This is a genomic window from Psychrobacter sp. UBA6766, from assembly GCF_002453355.1.
Taxonomy (GTDB): domain Bacteria; phylum Pseudomonadota; class Gammaproteobacteria; order Pseudomonadales; family Moraxellaceae; genus Psychrobacter.
Window position 1 is genome coordinate 1 of record NZ_DKGQ01000008.1, and the last position, 18,756, is coordinate 18,756.

14 protein-coding genes are annotated in these 18,756 nt (G+C 43.6%); 9 read left to right on the top strand and 5 right to left on the bottom strand.

Annotated features, from left to right (window positions below):
• The 5 genes from B4K26_RS01860 to B4K26_RS01880 form a co-directional block, all read left to right on the top strand.
• On the top strand, window positions 1-2,441 hold a 2,441-nt coding region (locus B4K26_RS01860), incomplete at its 5' end, for a ComEC/Rec2 family competence protein (RefSeq protein WP_296243187.1).
• 3 nt (window positions 2,442-2,444) lie between these two features.
• Window positions 2,445-2,804 carry a hypothetical protein gene (locus tag B4K26_RS01865; RefSeq protein ID WP_296243188.1) on the top strand — a complete coding sequence of 120 codons (360 nt, stop codon included), beginning with the start codon at window positions 2,445-2,447 and terminating at the stop codon, window positions 2,802-2,804.
• A gap of 272 nt (window positions 2,805-3,076) precedes the next feature.
• Window positions 3,077-4,132 (top strand): signal peptide peptidase SppA, encoded by a 1,056-nt coding sequence (gene sppA, locus B4K26_RS01870; protein WP_296243189.1) that lies wholly within the window; start codon window positions 3,077-3,079, stop codon window positions 4,130-4,132.
• A gap of 147 nt (window positions 4,133-4,279) precedes the next feature.
• Entirely contained in the window at window positions 4,280-5,167 is an 888-nt protein-coding gene (locus B4K26_RS01875; protein ID WP_296243190.1) for an alpha/beta fold hydrolase, read from the top strand.
• A 77-nt stretch (window positions 5,168-5,244) separates the two neighbouring features.
• Complete coding sequence (locus B4K26_RS01880) at window positions 5,245-6,033, top strand: CPBP family intramembrane glutamic endopeptidase (RefSeq protein WP_296243191.1); 789 nt, start codon at window positions 5,245-5,247, stop codon at window positions 6,031-6,033.
• Between the two features lie 82 nt (window positions 6,034-6,115).
• Here the strand turns inward: B4K26_RS01880 and dusA are convergent, their stop codons facing one another.
• From dusA to B4K26_RS01895, 3 genes are all read right to left on the bottom strand, one after another.
• Window positions 6,116-7,087 carry a tRNA dihydrouridine(20/20a) synthase DusA gene (gene dusA, locus B4K26_RS01885; RefSeq protein WP_296243192.1) on the bottom strand — a complete coding sequence of 324 codons (972 nt, stop codon included), beginning with the start codon at window positions 7,085-7,087 and terminating at the stop codon, window positions 6,116-6,118.
• A gap of 203 nt (window positions 7,088-7,290) precedes the next feature.
• Window positions 7,291-8,592: an MFS transporter gene (locus B4K26_RS01890; RefSeq protein WP_296243193.1), complete on the bottom strand. Its 1,302-nt coding sequence runs from the start codon at window positions 8,590-8,592 to the stop codon at window positions 7,291-7,293.
• Window positions 8,593-8,682: 90 nt separating this feature from the next.
• Entirely contained in the window at window positions 8,683-10,356 is a 1,674-nt protein-coding gene (locus tag B4K26_RS01895; protein WP_296243194.1) for a phospholipase D family protein, read from the bottom strand.
• Between the two features lie 682 nt (window positions 10,357-11,038).
• Between B4K26_RS01895 and B4K26_RS01900 the strand changes: the two genes are divergently transcribed.
• The 4 genes from B4K26_RS01900 to B4K26_RS01915 all read left to right on the top strand — a co-directional run bounded on the left by B4K26_RS01900 (window position 11,039) and on the right by B4K26_RS01915 (window position 14,982).
• Window positions 11,039-12,313, top strand: a complete 1,275-nt coding sequence (locus B4K26_RS01900; protein WP_296243195.1) for an O-succinylhomoserine sulfhydrylase — start codon at window positions 11,039-11,041, stop codon at window positions 12,311-12,313.
• Between the two features lie 80 nt (window positions 12,314-12,393).
• Window positions 12,394-12,723: a YbaB/EbfC family nucleoid-associated protein gene (locus B4K26_RS01905; RefSeq protein ID WP_296243196.1), complete on the top strand. Its 330-nt coding sequence runs from the start codon at window positions 12,394-12,396 to the stop codon at window positions 12,721-12,723.
• A 121-nt stretch (window positions 12,724-12,844) separates the two neighbouring features.
• Window positions 12,845-13,438: a recombination mediator RecR gene (gene recR / locus B4K26_RS01910; RefSeq protein WP_296243197.1), complete on the top strand. Its 594-nt coding sequence runs from the start codon at window positions 12,845-12,847 to the stop codon at window positions 13,436-13,438.
• Window positions 13,439-13,656: 218 nt separating this feature from the next.
• Window positions 13,657-14,982: a ribonuclease D gene (locus B4K26_RS01915; RefSeq protein ID WP_296243198.1), complete on the top strand. Its 1,326-nt coding sequence runs from the start codon at window positions 13,657-13,659 to the stop codon at window positions 14,980-14,982.
• 56 nt (window positions 14,983-15,038) lie between these two features.
• Here the strand turns inward: B4K26_RS01915 and B4K26_RS01920 are convergent, their stop codons facing one another.
• Window positions 15,039-15,713 (bottom strand): esterase/lipase family protein, encoded by a 675-nt coding sequence (locus tag B4K26_RS01920; protein WP_296243199.1) that lies wholly within the window; start codon window positions 15,711-15,713, stop codon window positions 15,039-15,041.
• A gap of 145 nt (window positions 15,714-15,858) precedes the next feature.
• A complete protein-coding gene (gcvP, locus tag B4K26_RS01925) occupies window positions 15,859-18,756 on the bottom strand; it encodes an aminomethyl-transferring glycine dehydrogenase (protein ID WP_296243200.1) in 2,898 nt (965 codons plus the stop codon).

Consider the following 18,756-nt stretch of genomic DNA (forward strand, 5'->3'; position numbering starts at 1 on the left):
CTATATATTTTGGGTTTGGTATAATATTAGCGTTAGCGCTGATTATTGGTAGTGGATTCCTCGCTTTATTAAGTCAACAACAGGCAGAAAGTAGCAAAGTAAAACAACCACTGCGCGTTCAAGCGTTGGTGAGCATCGAAGGGATCAGTGATAGTGTCTATGATATCGCAAGTACTAGTGGCTATCGACAAGTAGCGACCATCAGCCAACTATCGCCGTTGTTAACCGAACTAACGTCGCAAGAATTAGATAACCTTACGGCCGAGTATGCGGCGAATCATAGAAAAGAGCTTAATAATAGCCTAAGCAATAGTAAGAACAGTTTAAATGAAGGTAGTTTCGAAGATTCCGAAGGTTTTGAAAATAAACAATACCGCGTACTGCTCAACGCGTATCCAAAAAAACCATCCAAGCAATCAAAAAAGAAGCTTTCTAAAAGTCAATCTAAAAAACTATCTAAGCAAGCACAAATTACCGACTTAAATCGTTTGCAGCCGGGTGATAAATTATTTATGACCTTGACACTGGCGCCGCTTACCAACTCTGAGCAAGTACTGAATAATCCAACGGGGTTTGACAGCTATCGTTGGTTGCGAGGGCGACATATTGATGGCGTCGCCAATATCTTAGCGACTAGTACCTCAGCCGCTGCGCTTGATGACTCAGTGGTAGCATTTAAAGCCGATGGCTCTTATCTTCAACGTTTTCGCACCCGTATAGACCAAGGACGTTGGCAACTACGTCAGCACTTTTATCAAAATTGGGCAACGCAAACCAGCGCAGAGCAGCAAGCAAAAGCGGTCACCTTAAGCTTACTAACAGGCGATCGTAGTTTAATCAATCGTGACACAAAAGATTTATATCAGCTGGCCGGTATTTCACATTTACTGGCTATCTCAGGGACGCATGTTTTATTTTTAGCAATTGTGTTAGCAGGATTGGCGGTATTATTACTTAATCGTTTTTGCCCCTCTCTTTATCGTCATTTGCCACGCTGGCAAGTTCGTTGGTGGGTCATGATGAGCGCCGCTTTTATTTATGCGTTATTTACAGGTTTTGATGTGCCCGCTGCCCGTACTGCATGGATGCTATTAGCCATCGGTTTGATACGCCTGACACTGCTGCCTATGAGTACTATGCGGATATTGTTGGCGCTTGCAATATTGATGGCATGGCTTGACCCATACGTATTATGGCAGGCAGGTTATTGGCTGTCTTTTATAGCGGTGGCGTTACTATTAAAATATGAAGACACTTCAGTACAATGGCGTCAAACAGAGTTTGCAAGGTTAACCACCACTAATTCTAATGACAATAGAAATTCTAATGACAATAGAAACGCGAAAATACTTCAACAAATATGGTTAGGGTTTAAACGCCTATTTAAATTACAGTTTTGGTTATTTATTGCCCTATTACCCATTACGTTATTGTTATTCGGCAAGGCATCACTACTAGGATTAATCGTTAATCTATTTGCCATTGGCTTATTTGGCTGGGTGATTGTACCGCTGAATTTATTAGCAGGGCTTTGTTATCTTATTGTGCCCGCGCTAGCAGATGCGGTTTGGGTGTTAGTGATTGCTATTGTCGCTTATTTGCACGAGCTTATCACGTGGCTAACGGCATTACCGATATTCTCAGGGGCATGGCTTTATACGCCAGTCAATATGGCTGTTTTGCTGATAGTATTATTGGCAATACTGCCATGGTTATTGCCTCGCGGGCTTACCAGTCGTTGGTTAGCATTGCCGCCGCTCACACTGCTAGTGATGACGATATATGCCAATCAGCAGTCATTAACTACGATACCAACTCTCTATATTTTACCAACTGGTGATCAATATCTAAGCGCGGCTTTGCTGCAATATCCCGTGATAAATAATGAAAATAATAATAAAATCGTTAGCTGGCTATTTTTAGCGGATCACAGACCTTATGGGGTCCGAACGATGCCAAGTACGCTGACGGCAGACAAACTCTCCTTAACCCTAGAGCAGCAATTGCATAGCATGTCTATTAAGCGCTTAGAAGGTATCATAGTGCAAAGCAGTAGCGCGGCATTGACTGATTCATTAGTGCCATTAAAGACTAACGATAATAAACCTTTGCAGACCAATATTTCCAAACCAAACATTTTTAAACCAAACGATTCTGAATTGCTACCAATGACAGTGGCTCAGTTAAGCCAACGTTTTCCAACCGCTCAATATTGGCAAGCAGGACGAAGTGAGCGCTGGCCTGAGATTCAGCAAGCCTATCAAGCAATCACTCAAGCCAAAACTCATTCGACTATTAGCGCCCAACGTTGTGAACAAGGTAAAATCTGGCAACTTGCTAATGGTGATTTTACCTTACAAGCCGTGACGGGCTGGAGTAAAATAAACGATGCCAGTGTTTGGGACTGTACGATTGCTGTTGATAGTCGTTTGCCCATTTAAGTCATGAATTATAATGCCGCTGATCCACTCAGATCATTGTCTGCAAAGGTACAAACACTCACATCAAGTAATCAGTCGCCAACTCTTCAAGCTAAAAATGCTCAATCACGCCTGATTTTAAATGCCGATACACACCCACGTGTTTGGCAAATGTGGTCACTGCTATGTTCAATTGAACCGAATAATAACAATGCGTTAAGCCATCCATTAATCAATGTCATAAATAGCAGCACATGGGTCGGGAACAGCACCTCGCAAATATCTACTGACGTAATAAGTCAGCAACAAATACATGAGATAATCACTTATGATAATAAGCCGCTAGAGGTCGTCTTAACTTTTCAGACTGATATTAAGGATTAACCCTAGGTTTTACCTTAATAGTGCTATTCTTATAAAATCCCTCGTTCTTATAAAGTCTCCACCTTATGATATCAAGCTATTTCACAGTTCTGCTATTGAACCATGAGAGAAATGGCACCATACTTAGTAGCTTGTTTAACTTTTATCAAAGTGCTATAAAACGAACTTATATAATTGACAATACTTATTGTTGTTCTATGAAGTTGTTGCTCTGTTAAGTTCAAAGACTCTCTCTTTTATCGTTTTACATTATTTCTGACTTAGGAAGTTATATGCCCAACTGGCCACCAGACCCTAACAAACGTCCTGATAACTCGGCAAATCAGCCAACGCCGATGCAGCAGCCAAATCAGCCGAGCGGACAAGAGTGGCGACTGCTTGAAAATACGTTATTAGCCAGTGTGGTTGAGCAGCGCCGCGCCCGCCGTTGGAGTATTTTCTTTAAGTTATTAACTTTTGGTTATATATTATTAATATTTTTGACCATTGGCCGCGGTTGTAGCACTAAATCACCGTCGGGACTTGAAGGTGTGGATACCAGTAAGCCACATCTGGCCGTGGTTGAAATCCAAGGGACGATTAGTAGCGGCGATGCCGCCAATGCTTACGACGTCAATAAAGCCTTGACTCGCGCTTTTGAAAACAGCAATGCAAAAGCTGTGGTGCTCGATATTAACTCGCCCGGCGGCTCGCCTGTTCAGTCTGATGAAATCTGGCAGACGATGATGGATTTGCGTCAAGAGTATCCTGATAAAAAACTCTATGCGGTGATCGGTGATATGGGTGCTTCTGGCGCTTATTATATTGCGTCGGCGGCGGATGAGATTTATGTTAATCCATCAAGTTTGGTTGGTTCGATTGGCGTTATTATGCCAAGCTATAATATCGAAGGCTTAATGGATAAATTTGGCGTCAAAGACCGCACCATAACGGCGGGCGAGTATAAAGATATCTTAAGCCTATCACGTCCGCTCACTGCCTATGAAGAGCAGCACGTCGAAAAAGTGCTTAATAATACCCATAAGCACTTTATCAATGCGGTAAAACAGGGCCGCGGCGATCGTTTAAAAAATCCTGAACAAAACAAACTGTTCTCAGGCCTGTTTTGGACAGGTGAGCAGTCTATTGAGCTGGGTTTAGCTGACAAAAAGGGTAGTATTTCAACTTTAGAGAAAAAGCTGAAGCTTGATAATGTGGTCAATTATACGCCAACCGATCCGTTTAGCTTATTTATGGATCGCTTCGCGGTGAAGCTGGGCGCAGGGCTCGGTTCAAGCATCAAGCTTGATGTGTTGCCGCAAGAAGCTGGTAACGCGCAGATGCGTTAAGCACTTTATATTTTAGATTTAATGTGTATGATTGTTAAGGCTGAGCGTATGATTATGCTCAGCCTTAATTGTATATAAGTTTTGACTATTATAATAAATATTTCAAATAATCATTTAAATCCCTATTTAAATTACTGAGAGCTTGTCATGAGTGCCATTAACTCGCAAACCTTTGCATTATTGCCCAAATCTAAAATAACCCAAAAGCCAGTCATCCATTTTGCTCATGCCAATGGCATGCCCAGTGCTGTTTACGCGCCATTTTTTGAACCGCTTGCAGAATTTTTTACCATTGAATATATTCCGATGTTGGGTAATACGCCTGATTATCCAGTAGATGATCATTGGCAGAGTCTGACGCAGCAGATTATCGATAGTGTTAAACGCACTTGTGAGCAGTATGGGGTAAGTCAAGTGGTAGGCATCGGCCATTCGCTTGGCGCCATGTGTACCATGCAAGCGTTATACCGTGCGCCAGAAATCTTTGCGCAAGCGGTGCTGATGGATCCGCCGTGGATTTATGGCAAAGTCAGTTTGCTATGGCATTTGGCAAAAACCGCAGATAGATTACCACTCATGAATAATCGCTTGATGGATAAGCTGTCACCAGCGGGCGTGTCTAAGCATCGCCGTGATGTTTGGGATAGCCGCGAAGATGCGTATGATAAGCTGCGTCATAAAGGCTTTTTTAAAGATTTTGATGAGCGTAGTTTTCAAGGCTATATCGAGCATGGTTTACATGAGCGCGCGGACGGAAAGGTAACATTAGCCATTCCTAAAGCGAGCGAAGTCGAAGTTTTTCGCACCAACCCGTCATGGTATTGGCTGGCCCCAAACCATGGGCCAAAGCCGCCCGTTACCCTTATTATCGGTAAAGACAGTATCTTTCTTAAGCGCCGTTTTCCGCAGCAAATCAAATCGCGCCTTAATATCGATTACGAAACCCACGCAGGCGGCCATATGTTCCCGCTTGAGCACCCAGAATCGGTAGCACGTCAGGTGCTTGAGCTTATTAAGCAGCAGTTGCCAAAATAAGCAGATTTTTTCTAATACTCATAGTTGATTTCAGAGCAACTGTGGGCAGCTAGCTCCACCTTTTGAGTAACGTCTTTATGCTAAAAAATGCAACTACTTTGCCTCATGGGGTAAAATCGCCGAAGTCTAGGCCATTATTTTCGCGCTTGGGTGCGTTGCTATTGATCATTGGCATGGTAGTGACGTTTTTTATCAGTCAATTGATAGGCGTCTATATCGCTGGCAAACTGGTATTGCCTGCTACTAAAAACGCCACCATGGGTGATATTTTCTTTTTTGGCAGTAACGACGGCACCGTAGTCAGTGTTTCCATCATGATAGGCTGCTTGTTACTGGTAGCGATCAGCATTTTATTGATTCGTATAAGGGGTGGGAGTATACGGCAGTATCTGGCGCTGAAGCTATTTTCATGGGCGATAGCCATCGGTATGCTAGGGTTATTGCTTATATTTATGATTGGCAGTCAGGCATTGACCTATTTGCTTAATGAGTCACCATTGGTCTTCGTTGATCCTTTATACCAGTCTGTCAGCTCAGTATGGCTATTGGTATTTGCGATGGTTATCGTTGCGCCAATCTATGAAGAGCTTATATTTCGCGGATTGTTGTGGTCGGCTATTGCAGAGCAGTTCCCAGATGCATCCTATTCAGGACATCGTGGGGCGATAGTAGCAAGTCTGGTGACCAGCTTAATATTTGCAGCGATTCACTTGCAGTATGGGATTTATGAAATCAGTACCATTGTAGTATTGGCATTGATCTTTTGCTACGCTCGCATCAAATCAGGCTCGCTAGTATTACCGATGCTGCTACATATTATTAATAATGGGGCGGCGATGGCACAGTATTTAGCGCAAGTTGCTTAAATGCTTGTGTATAAAATAACGGCTAATTGGCGAATACTTGCAGCAATTAGCCGTTATCTTATGCGAGGTGGGTTACTTGTTTTTAAGCCTCTGGATTTAATGCTAATACTTCAGCCGCCGCTCGTTTAACCTCATCAATTGTTAACTGAGGCTTACCGCTTAATGCCTGTCGCCACCTGCGAGCGCCCATCAAACCTTGAAACAACCCTAGATAATGCCGCATCATCGTTGGCAGCGCTTCACCTTTAGCGACTTGTGCTTCTAAATAGGGATACAATTTTGCTAAAATATCTGAGCGCTTAGGGATGGGTTCACCCCATAAGCTATTGGCTTCTGCCAGTAAATACGGGTTATGATAAAACGCCCGTCCAATCATGACGCCATCGAGATGCTGCAAATGCGCTTTAATATCAGCAACCGTCTCGATACCGCCGTTAATCTCGATATCAAGCGTTGGAAAGTCCTGTTTAAGGCGATAAACATCGTCGTAGCGTAATGGCGGTATTTCACGATTTTGCTTGGGACTCAAACCCTGAAGCCACGCCGTACGAGCATGGACAATGAAACGTGTACAGCCAGCTGTAGCCACTGTCTGCACAAAATCTGCCATAAACTCGTAACTGTCAAAATCATCAATACCAATACGGTGCTTCACGGTTACCGGAATATCGACTGCTGCTTGCATGTGCTTGACCAACGCTGCAACTGTATTGGGTTCTGCCATAAGGCACGCGCCAATTTTATTATGCTGGACGCGATCAGAAGGGCACCCCACGTTAATATTGACTTCATCATAGCCATGCTGCTGCGCAAACTCAGCACATTGAGTCATCTCGCTAATGTCTGCGCCGCCAAGTTGTAGCACAAGTGGATGCTCAAGCGTATCAAAGCGCAGATGCCGCGCGCGATTACCATGTATCAGGGCACCAGTACTAATCATCTCGGAATAAAGATAAACGTGCGGATTAAACAGCCGTGCAAAGTAGCGGTAATCTGTCGTTGTCCAATCTATCATTGGTGCAACAGAAAGCCGTTTGTTGGTCATATCAACCATTAGAGTAAAGCCTCTTTATTATGCATAAATACTTTTAATTGCATTTTTAAAATGCGTTTAAAATGATAATAGATAAAGCGCCATGATTTATGTCTCCATGACGCCTTTTTATTACTCTATTTATATAGGTTAAATAGTAGGAAAATCAATGGGAAAGCAGAACAAGGATAAATTAAACAGTTGTCAAATTAAACCGCCGTTTCCTAAATGACCTCATTAATTTTTTTAAATTCCGGCAAATTATAAAAATAAATCCCCATGATAATGCCGATAAAACCGATAAAGGTGATATACAGCGCAGGCGAAAAACTTATATATAAAGTGGCGTAACCAAGCCCAAAAGGCACCAACACCCCAACAATACCGTAAGCAACATTATAACAAAAAGCCATGCCAGTCAGGCGAACATTGGTTGGAAATAATTGCACCAAGATGGCAGGAACCATACCCACAATACCCGCACAAAAGCCCAAAAGCGCATACATAATAAGAATATAATCGCCACTTGCTTGCAGATGATAAAAGAACGCAAACATCTGCGTAATCAATAAGATAGAGCCGATGGCCAACACTTTACCAAAGTTTTGATGGTTGGATATGAGACCATAAAACACGCAGCCAAAAATCATAAACACGATGCCTAAACTGTGCGAGAATCCAAATAAATCATTGTCTAAGGTAAATCGCAGCTCAATTAGATCGGGTAGTAATAGAATGATGACAGTGGTAATGCTCGCTATGATAAAAGTGAGAACCAAGCCGACAAAGATAGAATGTTTACAATGTTTAAAGAGTAGGATAAAGGGTTTGGCAATATAATCGCGCGGCTTTGCCTTTTTCATGGAGATAAAAAACGGTGATTCATCTATCCAGCGCCAAGCCAATAGAGGCACTACGCTTAGTATTGCCGCCATAAAAAATGGTATCCGCCAACCGTAAACAGCCAATTGCTCAGTAGTCATGGAATTGGTTAGCCAAAGAAAAAAAGCGTTGGAAAATAGGACACCAATAAAAAAACTCGCAGTCACATAACTACAGGCAACTGACAAATATTGGCGCGGAACATGCTCTGAAACAAAAACCCACGCTAGGGGCGCAAACAGCCCAAATGCCATTCCTTGTATAAGACGTAAGACGATAAATAAAGCGGGCGCAACCATGCCCCATTGTGCATAGGTCGGCAAGCATGCCATCGCTAGCAAACTTGCGGCGGTCACCAGAATACTGATTAATAATATAGGTTTTCGACCACTGATATCACCAAAGCGTCCAAAGATGACGCCGCCAATAGGGCGTGCCAAATACCCGATCGCAAACAGCCCAAGCCCTTGTATTTTTGCCATCGCTGCGCTGGTATTGGCAGGAAAAAAGGCGGCTGCTATGATATCGGCAAGATACAAATAAATCAAAAAATCAAAAAACGCGACCGCGCTGCTAAAGCAGATGAACAGTACGGCATTTCTATCCTTAGAAGTCATCAGGGCATATCGAGAACGAGAAGGCATAATAGATCACGCATCCACATAAGAGAAGGGTTTGTTAAAATGGCTAAATAAAACTTATTGCATAAAACTTGTCATGTAAAAGTGTTGTCTTTACAGTAACCAATCAATCGGTAGCCATGACATGATAGCCAGCCAAACATGATCACTAATATCGACGCGCGGCTCTGAGTCGTAAACGACCTTTTTACCATCTTCTTCGGTCAACCACTGCAAACTGCCATTTTCTAACAACTTAACTTCATAGGCTTGACCCAATAATTCATCGCTGAGCGCACTATGCAATTGTTTTGCCAGCTCTTCATCATTGATAATCACGCCCATCTCGGTATTAATATTGGCGGAGCGCGGATCGACATTATATGAGCCGATAAACACTTGATAATCGTCAACGGCAAAGGTTTTAGCATGTAAGCTGGTGGACGATTGACTGCGCGCTTTCCAAAGCTTATTTTCGCGTTTTTCTTCAGAAGCAGTTGATTTTAGCTCGTAGATTTTTACCCCAGCTCGCAATAAGCTCGGGCGCCACTGACTATAGCCGGAGTGTACGGCGGTCACATCGGTGGCATCAAAAGAGTTGGTCAGAATCTTGATGTCAATCCCCGCTTTAGCCAACTCGACCAGCGTATTAACGCCGTCTTTGGTTGGGACAAAATAAGATGAGATGATAGTCAGACGCTTGGTTGGACTACCTAACAAAGTTCGTAGCTGATGCACCAAATTGGTATCCGCTGGGACGGTTTTGGTCAATTTGCCCACGTCATCACTTAAAAACTGCATGTCCGTCCAGCGAAAAGGCACGCGCTTGTTTATTAAGTCGTTATCAATAGAGGAGTCTTCGATAGCGGTTTTATAGACGTCTAAGCTGCTTTTACTGTTGTCTTTCTCATCATCTCTTAGTTTGTCTAAACCCTTTAAGAAATCAGCGGTTTCGCCATTATCAAGGGTCGCTAGGGTTTCGATATCAAATGAAATTGGCGCTGACCAATAACTTGCAAAGCTATTATCAATGTCGGCGACGACTTTGCCGATAAGTAAAACGTCTAAATCTGCAAATTGGCTATTTTTATCGTTGCTTAAGTATTCATCACCAATATTGCGCCCGCCAATAATGGTGATTTGCTTATCAAAAGTCATGCTTTTATTGTGCATGCGCCGATTGATTCGCGGTAGTCCAGTGACGTAGTTCAAGGTTTGAAATTTACGATACATTAAGGGGTTGATGATGCGTACCGCGATATTAGGGTGACTGGCAAAACGTAATAAATGCTGGTCGAATTTGGCGTTATTATTAAAATCATCCAATAACAAACGGACAATAACACCGCGCTCGGCGGCATCCCATAAGTCTTTTAGCATGAGCTGTCCGGCTTGATCGTCGTGCCAGATATAATACTGCGCATCGATATTCCGTGTGGCCATGCCGGTCAAGATACTGCGTGAAGCAAAAGCGTTGGCACCCGTCACAATCGGATGATAGCCTGATAAGTCAGGATGGATGTCGTTTTGTTCACTGATAGCCGCTACCAAATCAGTGCGGTCAGTTTTTGAATGGGTATTCAGACTGTCTTTTTGGCTATTGCCTCGCTGACTGTTATTTTGCTCGCGATTATCTTGTCGATATAAGGCATCAATACGGGCTGATAAAGCTTGGCTTTCAGGTAAATGTGGCTGCTTTGGCAAACTCTGACATCCACTAAGACCTAAGGTGAGTCCGAGTGTTAAGCTCAACGATAAGTTAACGGGTTCTATACTGAACATCGACATAAATGGGTGACCTTAGTGGACCTAAATATAATAAAGGGCTTGTTAAAGATGAGCTTGAGTTTGCTTGCTGTTTTTACCGATGATAGCACTGATTATAGAGCGCGTAACAGTTTCGCTTAAAGCAATATTCAAAGCGCCGCTAAGCTTAGCAGCTGTCATCACTTGTGCCTATTGTAAATACGTTATTTTTTTGGCTTACAGCGGCTTATCTGGCTATGATTTAAAAATCGTTCAGTCATCGTTTTTTCTTGCATTTTTTTGCATTGTGTTGTTAGAAATGTGTGAGTGGGTCTTGGTATAAATATTTGACAGCAACTACTTAACATTAATTGTTTAATAAAAAATGTTTAATAGTAAATAAGTGCTAGGGCGTATCCTCATTTTAAAAATGGTAATAAAAATGAGATAAATTGCCGCCAAATAAGGAAAATAGCGCCGTTAATATCGGGATATTACCCAGCTATTTGACGATGTTTGACAAAACTTAGCCATTTTTAGCCCATTTAGATGTCCATCGATTGAATTGAGGACACGCCCTAAATACTATGCAAAAATAATATTTAGCATGCCTTTGAAACCAGCTGTTTGGAATAAGTTGACATGCTATGATAACGCGAATGAATGATGTTTATAATCAAAAATAAGCCGTCTATTTAATAATAACCTGGGCAATGGAAAATTTATGAGTCAATCGCAAGTGCATGATGATAACAATTTGAATAAATTAGATCCCAACTGGCGCAATGATGCGCTCAATTTAGACCTTGGTTATGGCATGCAAACCATTGCTGTGCGGGCAGGGCAGCATCGCACCGATGAAGGCGAGCATTCAGAGGCTATTTTCACCACCAGCTCTTATGTCTATGAATCTGCAGCGGATGCTGCAGCGCATTTTAATGGCAGCAAAACTGGAAACGTTTACTCGCGCCATACCAATCCTAGTGTTCGCACCTTTGAGCGTCGTTTGGCAGCGCTTGAAAATGGCGAGCGCGCGGTGGCAACGGCATCAGGCATGGGGGCGATTTTGACCATGTGCCTCGCTTATCTAAAAGCAGGCGATCACCTGCTAGCAGCCAATCAATTATTTGGATCATCCATTGGTTTATTTAATAACTATATGGCAAAGTTCGGCGTTGAAGTCAGCTACGTTGATTGCTTTGATAATGAGGCATGGACGAAGGCTGTTCAGCCAAATACTAAGGTAATTTATTGTGAAAGCCCTAGCAATCCGTTGGCACAAATTTGTGATATCGGTTATTTAAGCAAGTTGTGTAAAGCCAATGATATTTTACTCGTCGTCGATAATTGTTTTGCCACGCCTGCACTGCAACGTCCACTCGATTTGGGCGCCGATGTGGTGATTCATTCTGCGACTAAATACTTAGACGGTCAAGGTCGCGTATTAGGCGGGGCGCTAGTCGGTAACGATAAACTCATGCAAGAGGCATTTACTGTAGTACGTTCGGGCGGTATCAGCATGAGCCCATTTAATGCTTGGGTTTTCACTAAAGGACTTGAGACGCTTAAATTACGTATGCAAGCCCATTGTCAAACTGCCAATCAAGTGGCAGAGTTTTTGGACAACCATCCCAGTGTCAGTACCGTACATTTTTCAGGATTAACTGATCATCCCGCTCATGAGCTTGCGACCCGTCAACATCATATGAAAGATGGCTATGGCGCTATCATGGGCTTTGAAGTAAAACCATCGCCTAGCCGTGATGCGAAAGCAGCTGCTTGGCATGTCATTGATTCAACGCAAATGGTCTCTATCACCAATAATTTAGGCGATGCCAAAACCACGATTACCCATCCAGCAACCACTACTCATTTTCGCCTGAGCGCCGAAGCCCGTGCTGAAGCAGGTGTTAAAGATGGCCTTATCCGTTTGTCGGTTGGGTTAGAAGATGTAGAAGATATCATTAAAGATTTGGCACGTGGTTTAGACAGCTTGTAAAGATAACGGTATAATCGCTGTTAGCATTTTATATCAGTAAAATACCAATCTTTCATTATTAAAGAGCAAAAGAGGCAACTATGAATATTCAAGCATTGATGCAACAAGCACAAACGATGCAAAAGAAAGTTGAAGCGAACGTTGAAAACGCTAAAAAAGAGTTGGCGACTAAAGAAGTACAAGCCGAAGCGGGCAGTGGTCTGGTAAAAGTTACCATGACAGGTCGTCACGTGGTTAAGCGTTTGACCATCGATCCAAGCTTATTGGAAGATGAGCCAGATATGATCGAAGACTTAATCGCTGCTGCGATCAATGATGCAGTTCGTCAAGCGGATGAGCTTTATGAAGAAACCATGGCTGGTGCAACCTCAGGAATGGGCTTACCACCTGGAATGCAAGGTATGTTCTAAATAACGGTTTTCAAACACTAAATACTGCTTATTGAACACAAAAATGGGGTTGTTATCGACACGATACGACCCCATTTTTATAGCTACGATTTATAAATTAAGTTAAATAAAGGAAGTTACTTTGCTAACAGCCAAATTTGATCAGCTGGTCAAACAGCTGCGTATTTTGCCAGGTGTGGGTCAAAAAAGCGCCCAACGTATGGCGCTGCATTTACTCACAAAAAAACGCCCTCAAGGCATGGCGCTAGCGCAGGCGCTTGATGAGGCGATGCGTGAGATTGTTGAATGCCAGCGCTGCCATAGTTTTAGCGACGAGTCTGTTTGTCCATTATGCCAAGACCCGAGGCGCGATGATAGCTTGCTGTGCGTGGTTGAAACCGCAGCGGATGTGATGGCTATTGAACAAACGGCAGGTTATCGTGGGCGTTATTTCGTCTTAGGTGGTCATTTATCGCCAATAGATGGCATCAGTGCCGATGACCTAAATATCGATCAGCTGGTCTGGCGAGTTAAGCAAGAGCCAGTTGAAGAGTTAATTTTAGCGACTGGTACGACGGTCGAAGGTCAAACCACCGCCCACTTTATCAGTGAAGCGGTCAGTCGTCATGTCAACAAGATCACGCGTTTGGCACAAGGCGTTCCGATGGGCGGCGAACTTGAATATCTTGATAGTATGACTCTTGGTCAAGCAATGCAAAATCGCTCATTTTTATAATATTTCTATCTTTTGATATAGCAGCAATCAAGGAAGGTTTATGCCAGCCGCAGATGACTAGTAACGTATCGGTTTTATTTCGAACGGACTATCGCTGCTTTTTTAAAACGAAATTTTGTCCATCTGATTTTATGATATTGTTATAATGGTTTTCGTTTTTTCATTGTTAAGGCGCGGTTTAGCGTTTTATTCTCTTCTATTTAAGCAGGTATCTGCCCGTGTCAAACCATGTTTCAACCGCTTCAACCTCCTCAACCCAATTAAGTACTCTCAATAATGCTGCTCATGATGACAATTTAGCCCAGCAACTAGATCATATGAATACACAATCAGCAGATTTGCCACCAGAGCCAGACATTGATGCTCTGCTAGATACCGCTGATGAAGCAGCTGTTACCTGGGTGCGTAAGCAAGATAACTTGGCTGAAGTTATCAATGCATTAGCGACTTGCGGGCGAGTAGCATTAGATACTGAGTTCATCAAGCGTGATACCTACTATCCGCGCTTGGCACTGGTTCAGCTCAACACAGGCAGTCATGTCTATCTGATAGATGCGCCGCAATTGCAACTGGCTGAGCTTTGGCAAGCTTTGGCTAAAGTGGACGTGGCAATTTGGCATGCTTGCGGCGAAGATTTGGGTATTTTTTATCTGTTGTCTGGTTGTCCGCCATTGACCAATATTTTTGATACGCAAATTGCGCTGTCATATTTAACGGGTCAATTGCAGATGGGCTACCAGCAAGCGCTTGATGATCAGCTAGATATGCACATTGATAAAGAACAAAGCCAATCTGATTGGTTACAACGTCCGTTATCAGATGAGCAAGAGCAGTACGCAATTGATGACGTACGCTTTTTGCCCGCGCTCTATTTGAGCCTTGAATATGAGTTGAAAAAGCAGGGTCTGTTTGAATATGTTTGGGCGGACTGCCAGCTTTATGCCAGTGACCTTTATGACGCTCAGCATATGGCTGACGATGAGATGTATCTAACGATGGCAGATTATCGTTATACGTCGGAGCAAATGGCGATACTACAAGCGGTTGCCACGTGGCGCGAGGAATTGGCACGGGCAACCAATCAGCCGCGTACTTTTGTGATTAAAAAACAAGCAGTGCGCGAGATTATTACGGAAAAACCAAACAGTATGCGCGAGCTTGCACACAAAACCACCATGCACCGTAGCATGTTGCGCTTATATGGTGAAGAGCTGCTCAAAGTTATTAAAGAAGCAAAAAACCTGCATCCTGCTGAGCACCCAGACTGTCTCTTGCCGCCGTACCGTTCAAAAAATAAAGTACTGTCAAAAGCGGTTCAACAAGCAATTGATGAGCAAGCCAAAAAAATTGGCGTGCCTGCCAATGTATTGATGCGTAAGAAATGGCTGGCGCAGTTATATGAAGTGATTGCATTTGATAAAGATCTCAGCGAGCTACCAGAAGGACTAAAAGGCTGGCGCAATGACTGGGTCATGCAAACTTTGATTCCAGTGATTGAGCAGCATAAAACCGAATTACAACAAGGTATGGGTATAAAAAATTAAGAGAATCTAATCTATCAGATTGGGTCAAGTTTAGCGTTTGTAATATCTAAATGCTTTCAGCGTTTAAACTGTCCATGTTGCAAAAAATAAATCGTCTGCTCGACAACTTCTTTACTTACCAACATGCCTGTATGCGAAACTGGTAAGATAATGTGATCCGTCGCGGTATCTATTTTGGTTTCTTCAATATATACCGTGCCATCGTGTAGCAGATGTTCTTCCGATGGTATGTTATCTGACTTACGCAGCTTTCGATTGTGATACTGCAAAAACAGCTGACCCAAACCGTAGGGGCGATTACCGGCAATCACGCCTAAGCTAATATGTTCCGGTAAAGAGGCGACGGTTCCATCTAGCGCATCGATGTACGAGCGTCCCACTACCGCAGGGGTTAAACGCCAAATATAATCTGCACAAATACTGCCTAAATGCGGTGTTCCTAGCGTCACGCAGCGTCCAATCTGCCATTTTGGATACTCAGCGACAAAATCACGAATAATCAAACCGCCTAAACTATGGCCGACCAGATCGATTGGCTGGTCAGGATGATGATGGTTTTCTAGCCAGCTATTTAGACGGTCGCTATTGGTTTTGATATTATCACGCATGCTACGATAACCATATTGATGAGTATCAAATCCTGCGGCTTGCAAGCGTTTAGCCAGCGGACGCATAATCCAAGGCGTTTGATGTAGACCATGAATCAGAATAACGCGGTTTTTTTGTTGCATATCGACACCCATTAAAAACGTACGGTTAACACCTTGATGATATGGATAGTATAGCGCTAAATACCTTAAGCAAAATAAAAACCTCCAAATCAGCTGCTGACTTGGAGGTTTGTTTTTATCTTTTATAAAGTATCAAAAGCGGATGCTACATATAGTTTTCGATACTTGGGCAAGAGCACATAAGGTTCTTATCTCCATAAGCGTCATCGACACGTGCCACACTCGGCCAGAACTTATGGGCACGGATGTATGACAGTGGGAATGCGGCGGTATCACGGCTGTACGGATGCGCCCATTCTTCGCTGGTGATCATCGCCGCGGTATGCGGTGCATTGACCAATGGATTGTCCTCTAACGTCCAACCCTCTTCGCCAGCTTTGGCTTTCATCGCTTCCGCTTTGATAGATTTGAGCGCACTGATAAAGCGGTCCAATTCTTCTTTTGACTCAGATTCAGTTGGCTCAATCATCAAAGTGCCTGCTACTGGGAAACTCATCGTTGGCGAGTGGAAACCATAATCCATCAAGCGCTTAGCGATATCGCTTTCACTGATGCCAGTTTCTTCCTTCAATGGACGAATATCGATGATACATTCGTGAGCGACGCGACCGTTTTTACCGGTATAAAGCACAGGATAGTGGTCTTTAAGCTGGCTGGCAACATAGTTGGCATTTAATAGCGCAAGCTCAGTGGCTTTAAGTAGGCCATCACGTCCCATCATGGCAATATACATCCATGAGATTGGCAAAATGCTGGCAGAGCCATAAGGCGCTGCCGATACCGCTGAGCAGTCTTTTTGCGCATTATGCACAGGGCTTAGGGTATGGTTAGCCATGTATGGCGCTAAATGCGCTTTCATGCCGATAGGGCCCATACCTGGACCGCCGCCGCCATGTGGGATACAGAAGGTTTTATGCAAGTTCATATGTAGTACGTCAGCACCGACATCGGCAGGCTGCATCATACCAACCTGCGCATTCATATTGGCACCATCCATATAGACTTGGCCGCCATGCTTATGAATCAAATCACAAATATGACGGATGCCTTCTTCAAATACGCCGTGCGTTGATGGATAGGTAATCATCAAGGCGCCTAAACGAGCGCTATGCTCTTCACATTTAGCGGTCAAATCATCGATGTCTACGTTACCGTTATCATCAGTTTTAATGACGACGACTTGCATGCCCATCATCATGGCAGTGGCAGGGTTGGTACCGTGCGCTGACATTGGAATCAAGCAAACATCACGCTCAGTCTCATCCAATGATTCATGATAGCGGCGGATGGCTAATAGACCCGCATATTCACCTGAAGCGCCAGAGTTTGGCTGCATAGAGACTTCATCAAATCCAGTGATGGCTTTTAGTTGTTCTTGCAAGCTGTCAATCATGGCGATATAACCGGTCACTTGACCGCGCGGCGCAAATGGATGCACATTGGCAAATTCAGGCCAAGTAATCGGCAACATCTCGCTAGTAGCATTTAATTTCATGGTACAGCTACCAAGAGAAATCATGCTACGGTTCATCGCCAAATCTTTGTCTTCTAGCGACTTTAAGTAGCGCAGCATTTCGTGCTCGGTATGATGTGAGTTAAATACCGGATGGGTCAAGATATCATCGGTGCGTAAGTGCTCACTATCAAGAGAAACGCGCGCTTCTTTAGGTAAGTCATGGGCTTTACTCACGAACAACTGTGTTAACACCTTGAAGTCTTGGGCATCGCTGGTCTCACTGAAGGCAATGCTCAATTTGGTGTCACCAAGACGCCATAAGTTATAACCAATATTGTCGGCATTTTCAAAAATTTGAGTTGCCAGTTTTTCTGAACCACAATCAACGACGACACTATCAAAGAATTGATCGTGTACGACTTTTAAATTACTGTCGTTAGCACCTTTAATAACATCAGCAAAGGCAGTCGCAAACGCATGGATACGAGTGGCAATTCGTTTAACGCCATTTGGGCCATGATAAACGGCATACATACCGGCTAGATTGGCAAGCAATACTTGTGAGGTACAAATGTTTGAGTTGGCTTTTTCACGGCGGATATGCTGCTCACGAGTTTGTAATGCCATTCGTAGGGCGGTATTACCCTGCGAGTCTTTAGAGACACCAATAATACGGCCAGGTGCTGAACGTTTGGCTTTATCAGAGAAAGCAAAGTAGGCAGCATGTGGACCACCAAAGCCCATCGGGATACCAAAACGCTGGGTGCTACCCAATGCCACATCGGCGCCCATATCGGCTGGCGATTTTAGTAGTACCAAGCTCATGATATCACTGACGACGCTGACGTAAGTTTTGTTTTTCTTAACGGCAGCGATAACGTCGGTTAAGTCTTTTACATCGCCTTCAACACCAACGTATTGGAAGATAGCACCGAAGTAATCGCCTGATTTAGCCAATTCAAAATCACCAACGATCACTTCCCAGCCAAAGTACTTAGCACGAGTATTAATAACGTCTAGTGTTTGCGGATAGATACGCTCATCCACAAAAAACTGGTTTGATTTACTTTTGCTCACACGCTTCGACATGGCCATCGCTTCTGCCGCAGCCGTTGCTTCGTCAAGTAATGACGCACCAGCCATTTCTAGACCTGTTAGGTCAATACAAACTTGCTGGAAGTTAAGTAGCGCTTCTAAACGACCTTGGGCGATTTCCGCTTGATAAGGGGTATAAGCGGTGTACCAGCCTGGATTTTCTAGGACGTTACGCTGAATCACCGCTGGCATTCGCACAGGCGAATAACCTTGGCCAATATAGCTTTTGTTGACCGTAATATCGTCTGCCATAGTGCGCAGTTTGGCAAGCGCGGCATGCTCACTCATCGCTACAGGCAAATCTAGCTCTTTATGCAAGCGCACAGGCTCAGGCACAGTATCATTGATAAAGCTGGCCATGTCTTTGTAGCCAACGGCACTTAGCAGGTCGGCTTGCTTGCTTTCATTTGAGCCTAAATGACGATAAACAAATTCAGCTTCGTTGAATAAACCTTGAAAGGTATCAAACGTTGGGTTTTGCGAGATAGTCAT

Excerpts from the sequence above, each read along its gene's own strand:
- B4K26_RS01865 (WP_296243188.1), top strand. The coding sequence starts at position 2,445 with ATGAATTATAATGCCGCTGATCCACTCAGATCATTGTCTGCAAAGGTA.
- sppA (WP_296243189.1), top strand. The coding sequence starts at position 3,077 with ATGCCCAACTGGCCACCAGACCCTAACAAACGTCCTGATAACTCGGCA.
- B4K26_RS01875 (WP_296243190.1), top strand. The coding sequence starts at position 4,280 with ATGAGTGCCATTAACTCGCAAACCTTTGCATTATTGCCCAAATCTAAA.
- B4K26_RS01880 (WP_296243191.1), top strand. The coding sequence starts at position 5,245 with ATGCTAAAAAATGCAACTACTTTGCCTCATGGGGTAAAATCGCCGAAG.
- dusA (WP_296243192.1), bottom strand. The coding sequence starts at position 7,087 with ATGGTTGATATGACCAACAAACGGCTTTCTGTTGCACCAATGATAGAT.
- B4K26_RS01890 (WP_296243193.1), bottom strand. The coding sequence starts at position 8,592 with ATGCCTTCTCGTTCTCGATATGCCCTGATGACTTCTAAGGATAGAAAT.
- B4K26_RS01895 (WP_296243194.1), bottom strand. The coding sequence starts at position 10,356 with ATGTCGATGTTCAGTATAGAACCCGTTAACTTATCGTTGAGCTTAACA.
- B4K26_RS01900 (WP_296243195.1), top strand. The coding sequence starts at position 11,039 with ATGAGTCAATCGCAAGTGCATGATGATAACAATTTGAATAAATTAGAT.
- B4K26_RS01905 (WP_296243196.1), top strand. The coding sequence starts at position 12,394 with ATGAATATTCAAGCATTGATGCAACAAGCACAAACGATGCAAAAGAAA.
- B4K26_RS01920 (WP_296243199.1), bottom strand. The coding sequence starts at position 15,713 with ATGCAACAAAAAAACCGCGTTATTCTGATTCATGGTCTACATCAAACG.
- gcvP (WP_296243200.1), bottom strand. The coding sequence starts at position 18,756 with ATGACTATCTCGCAAAACCCAACGTTTGATACCTTTCAAGGTTTATTC.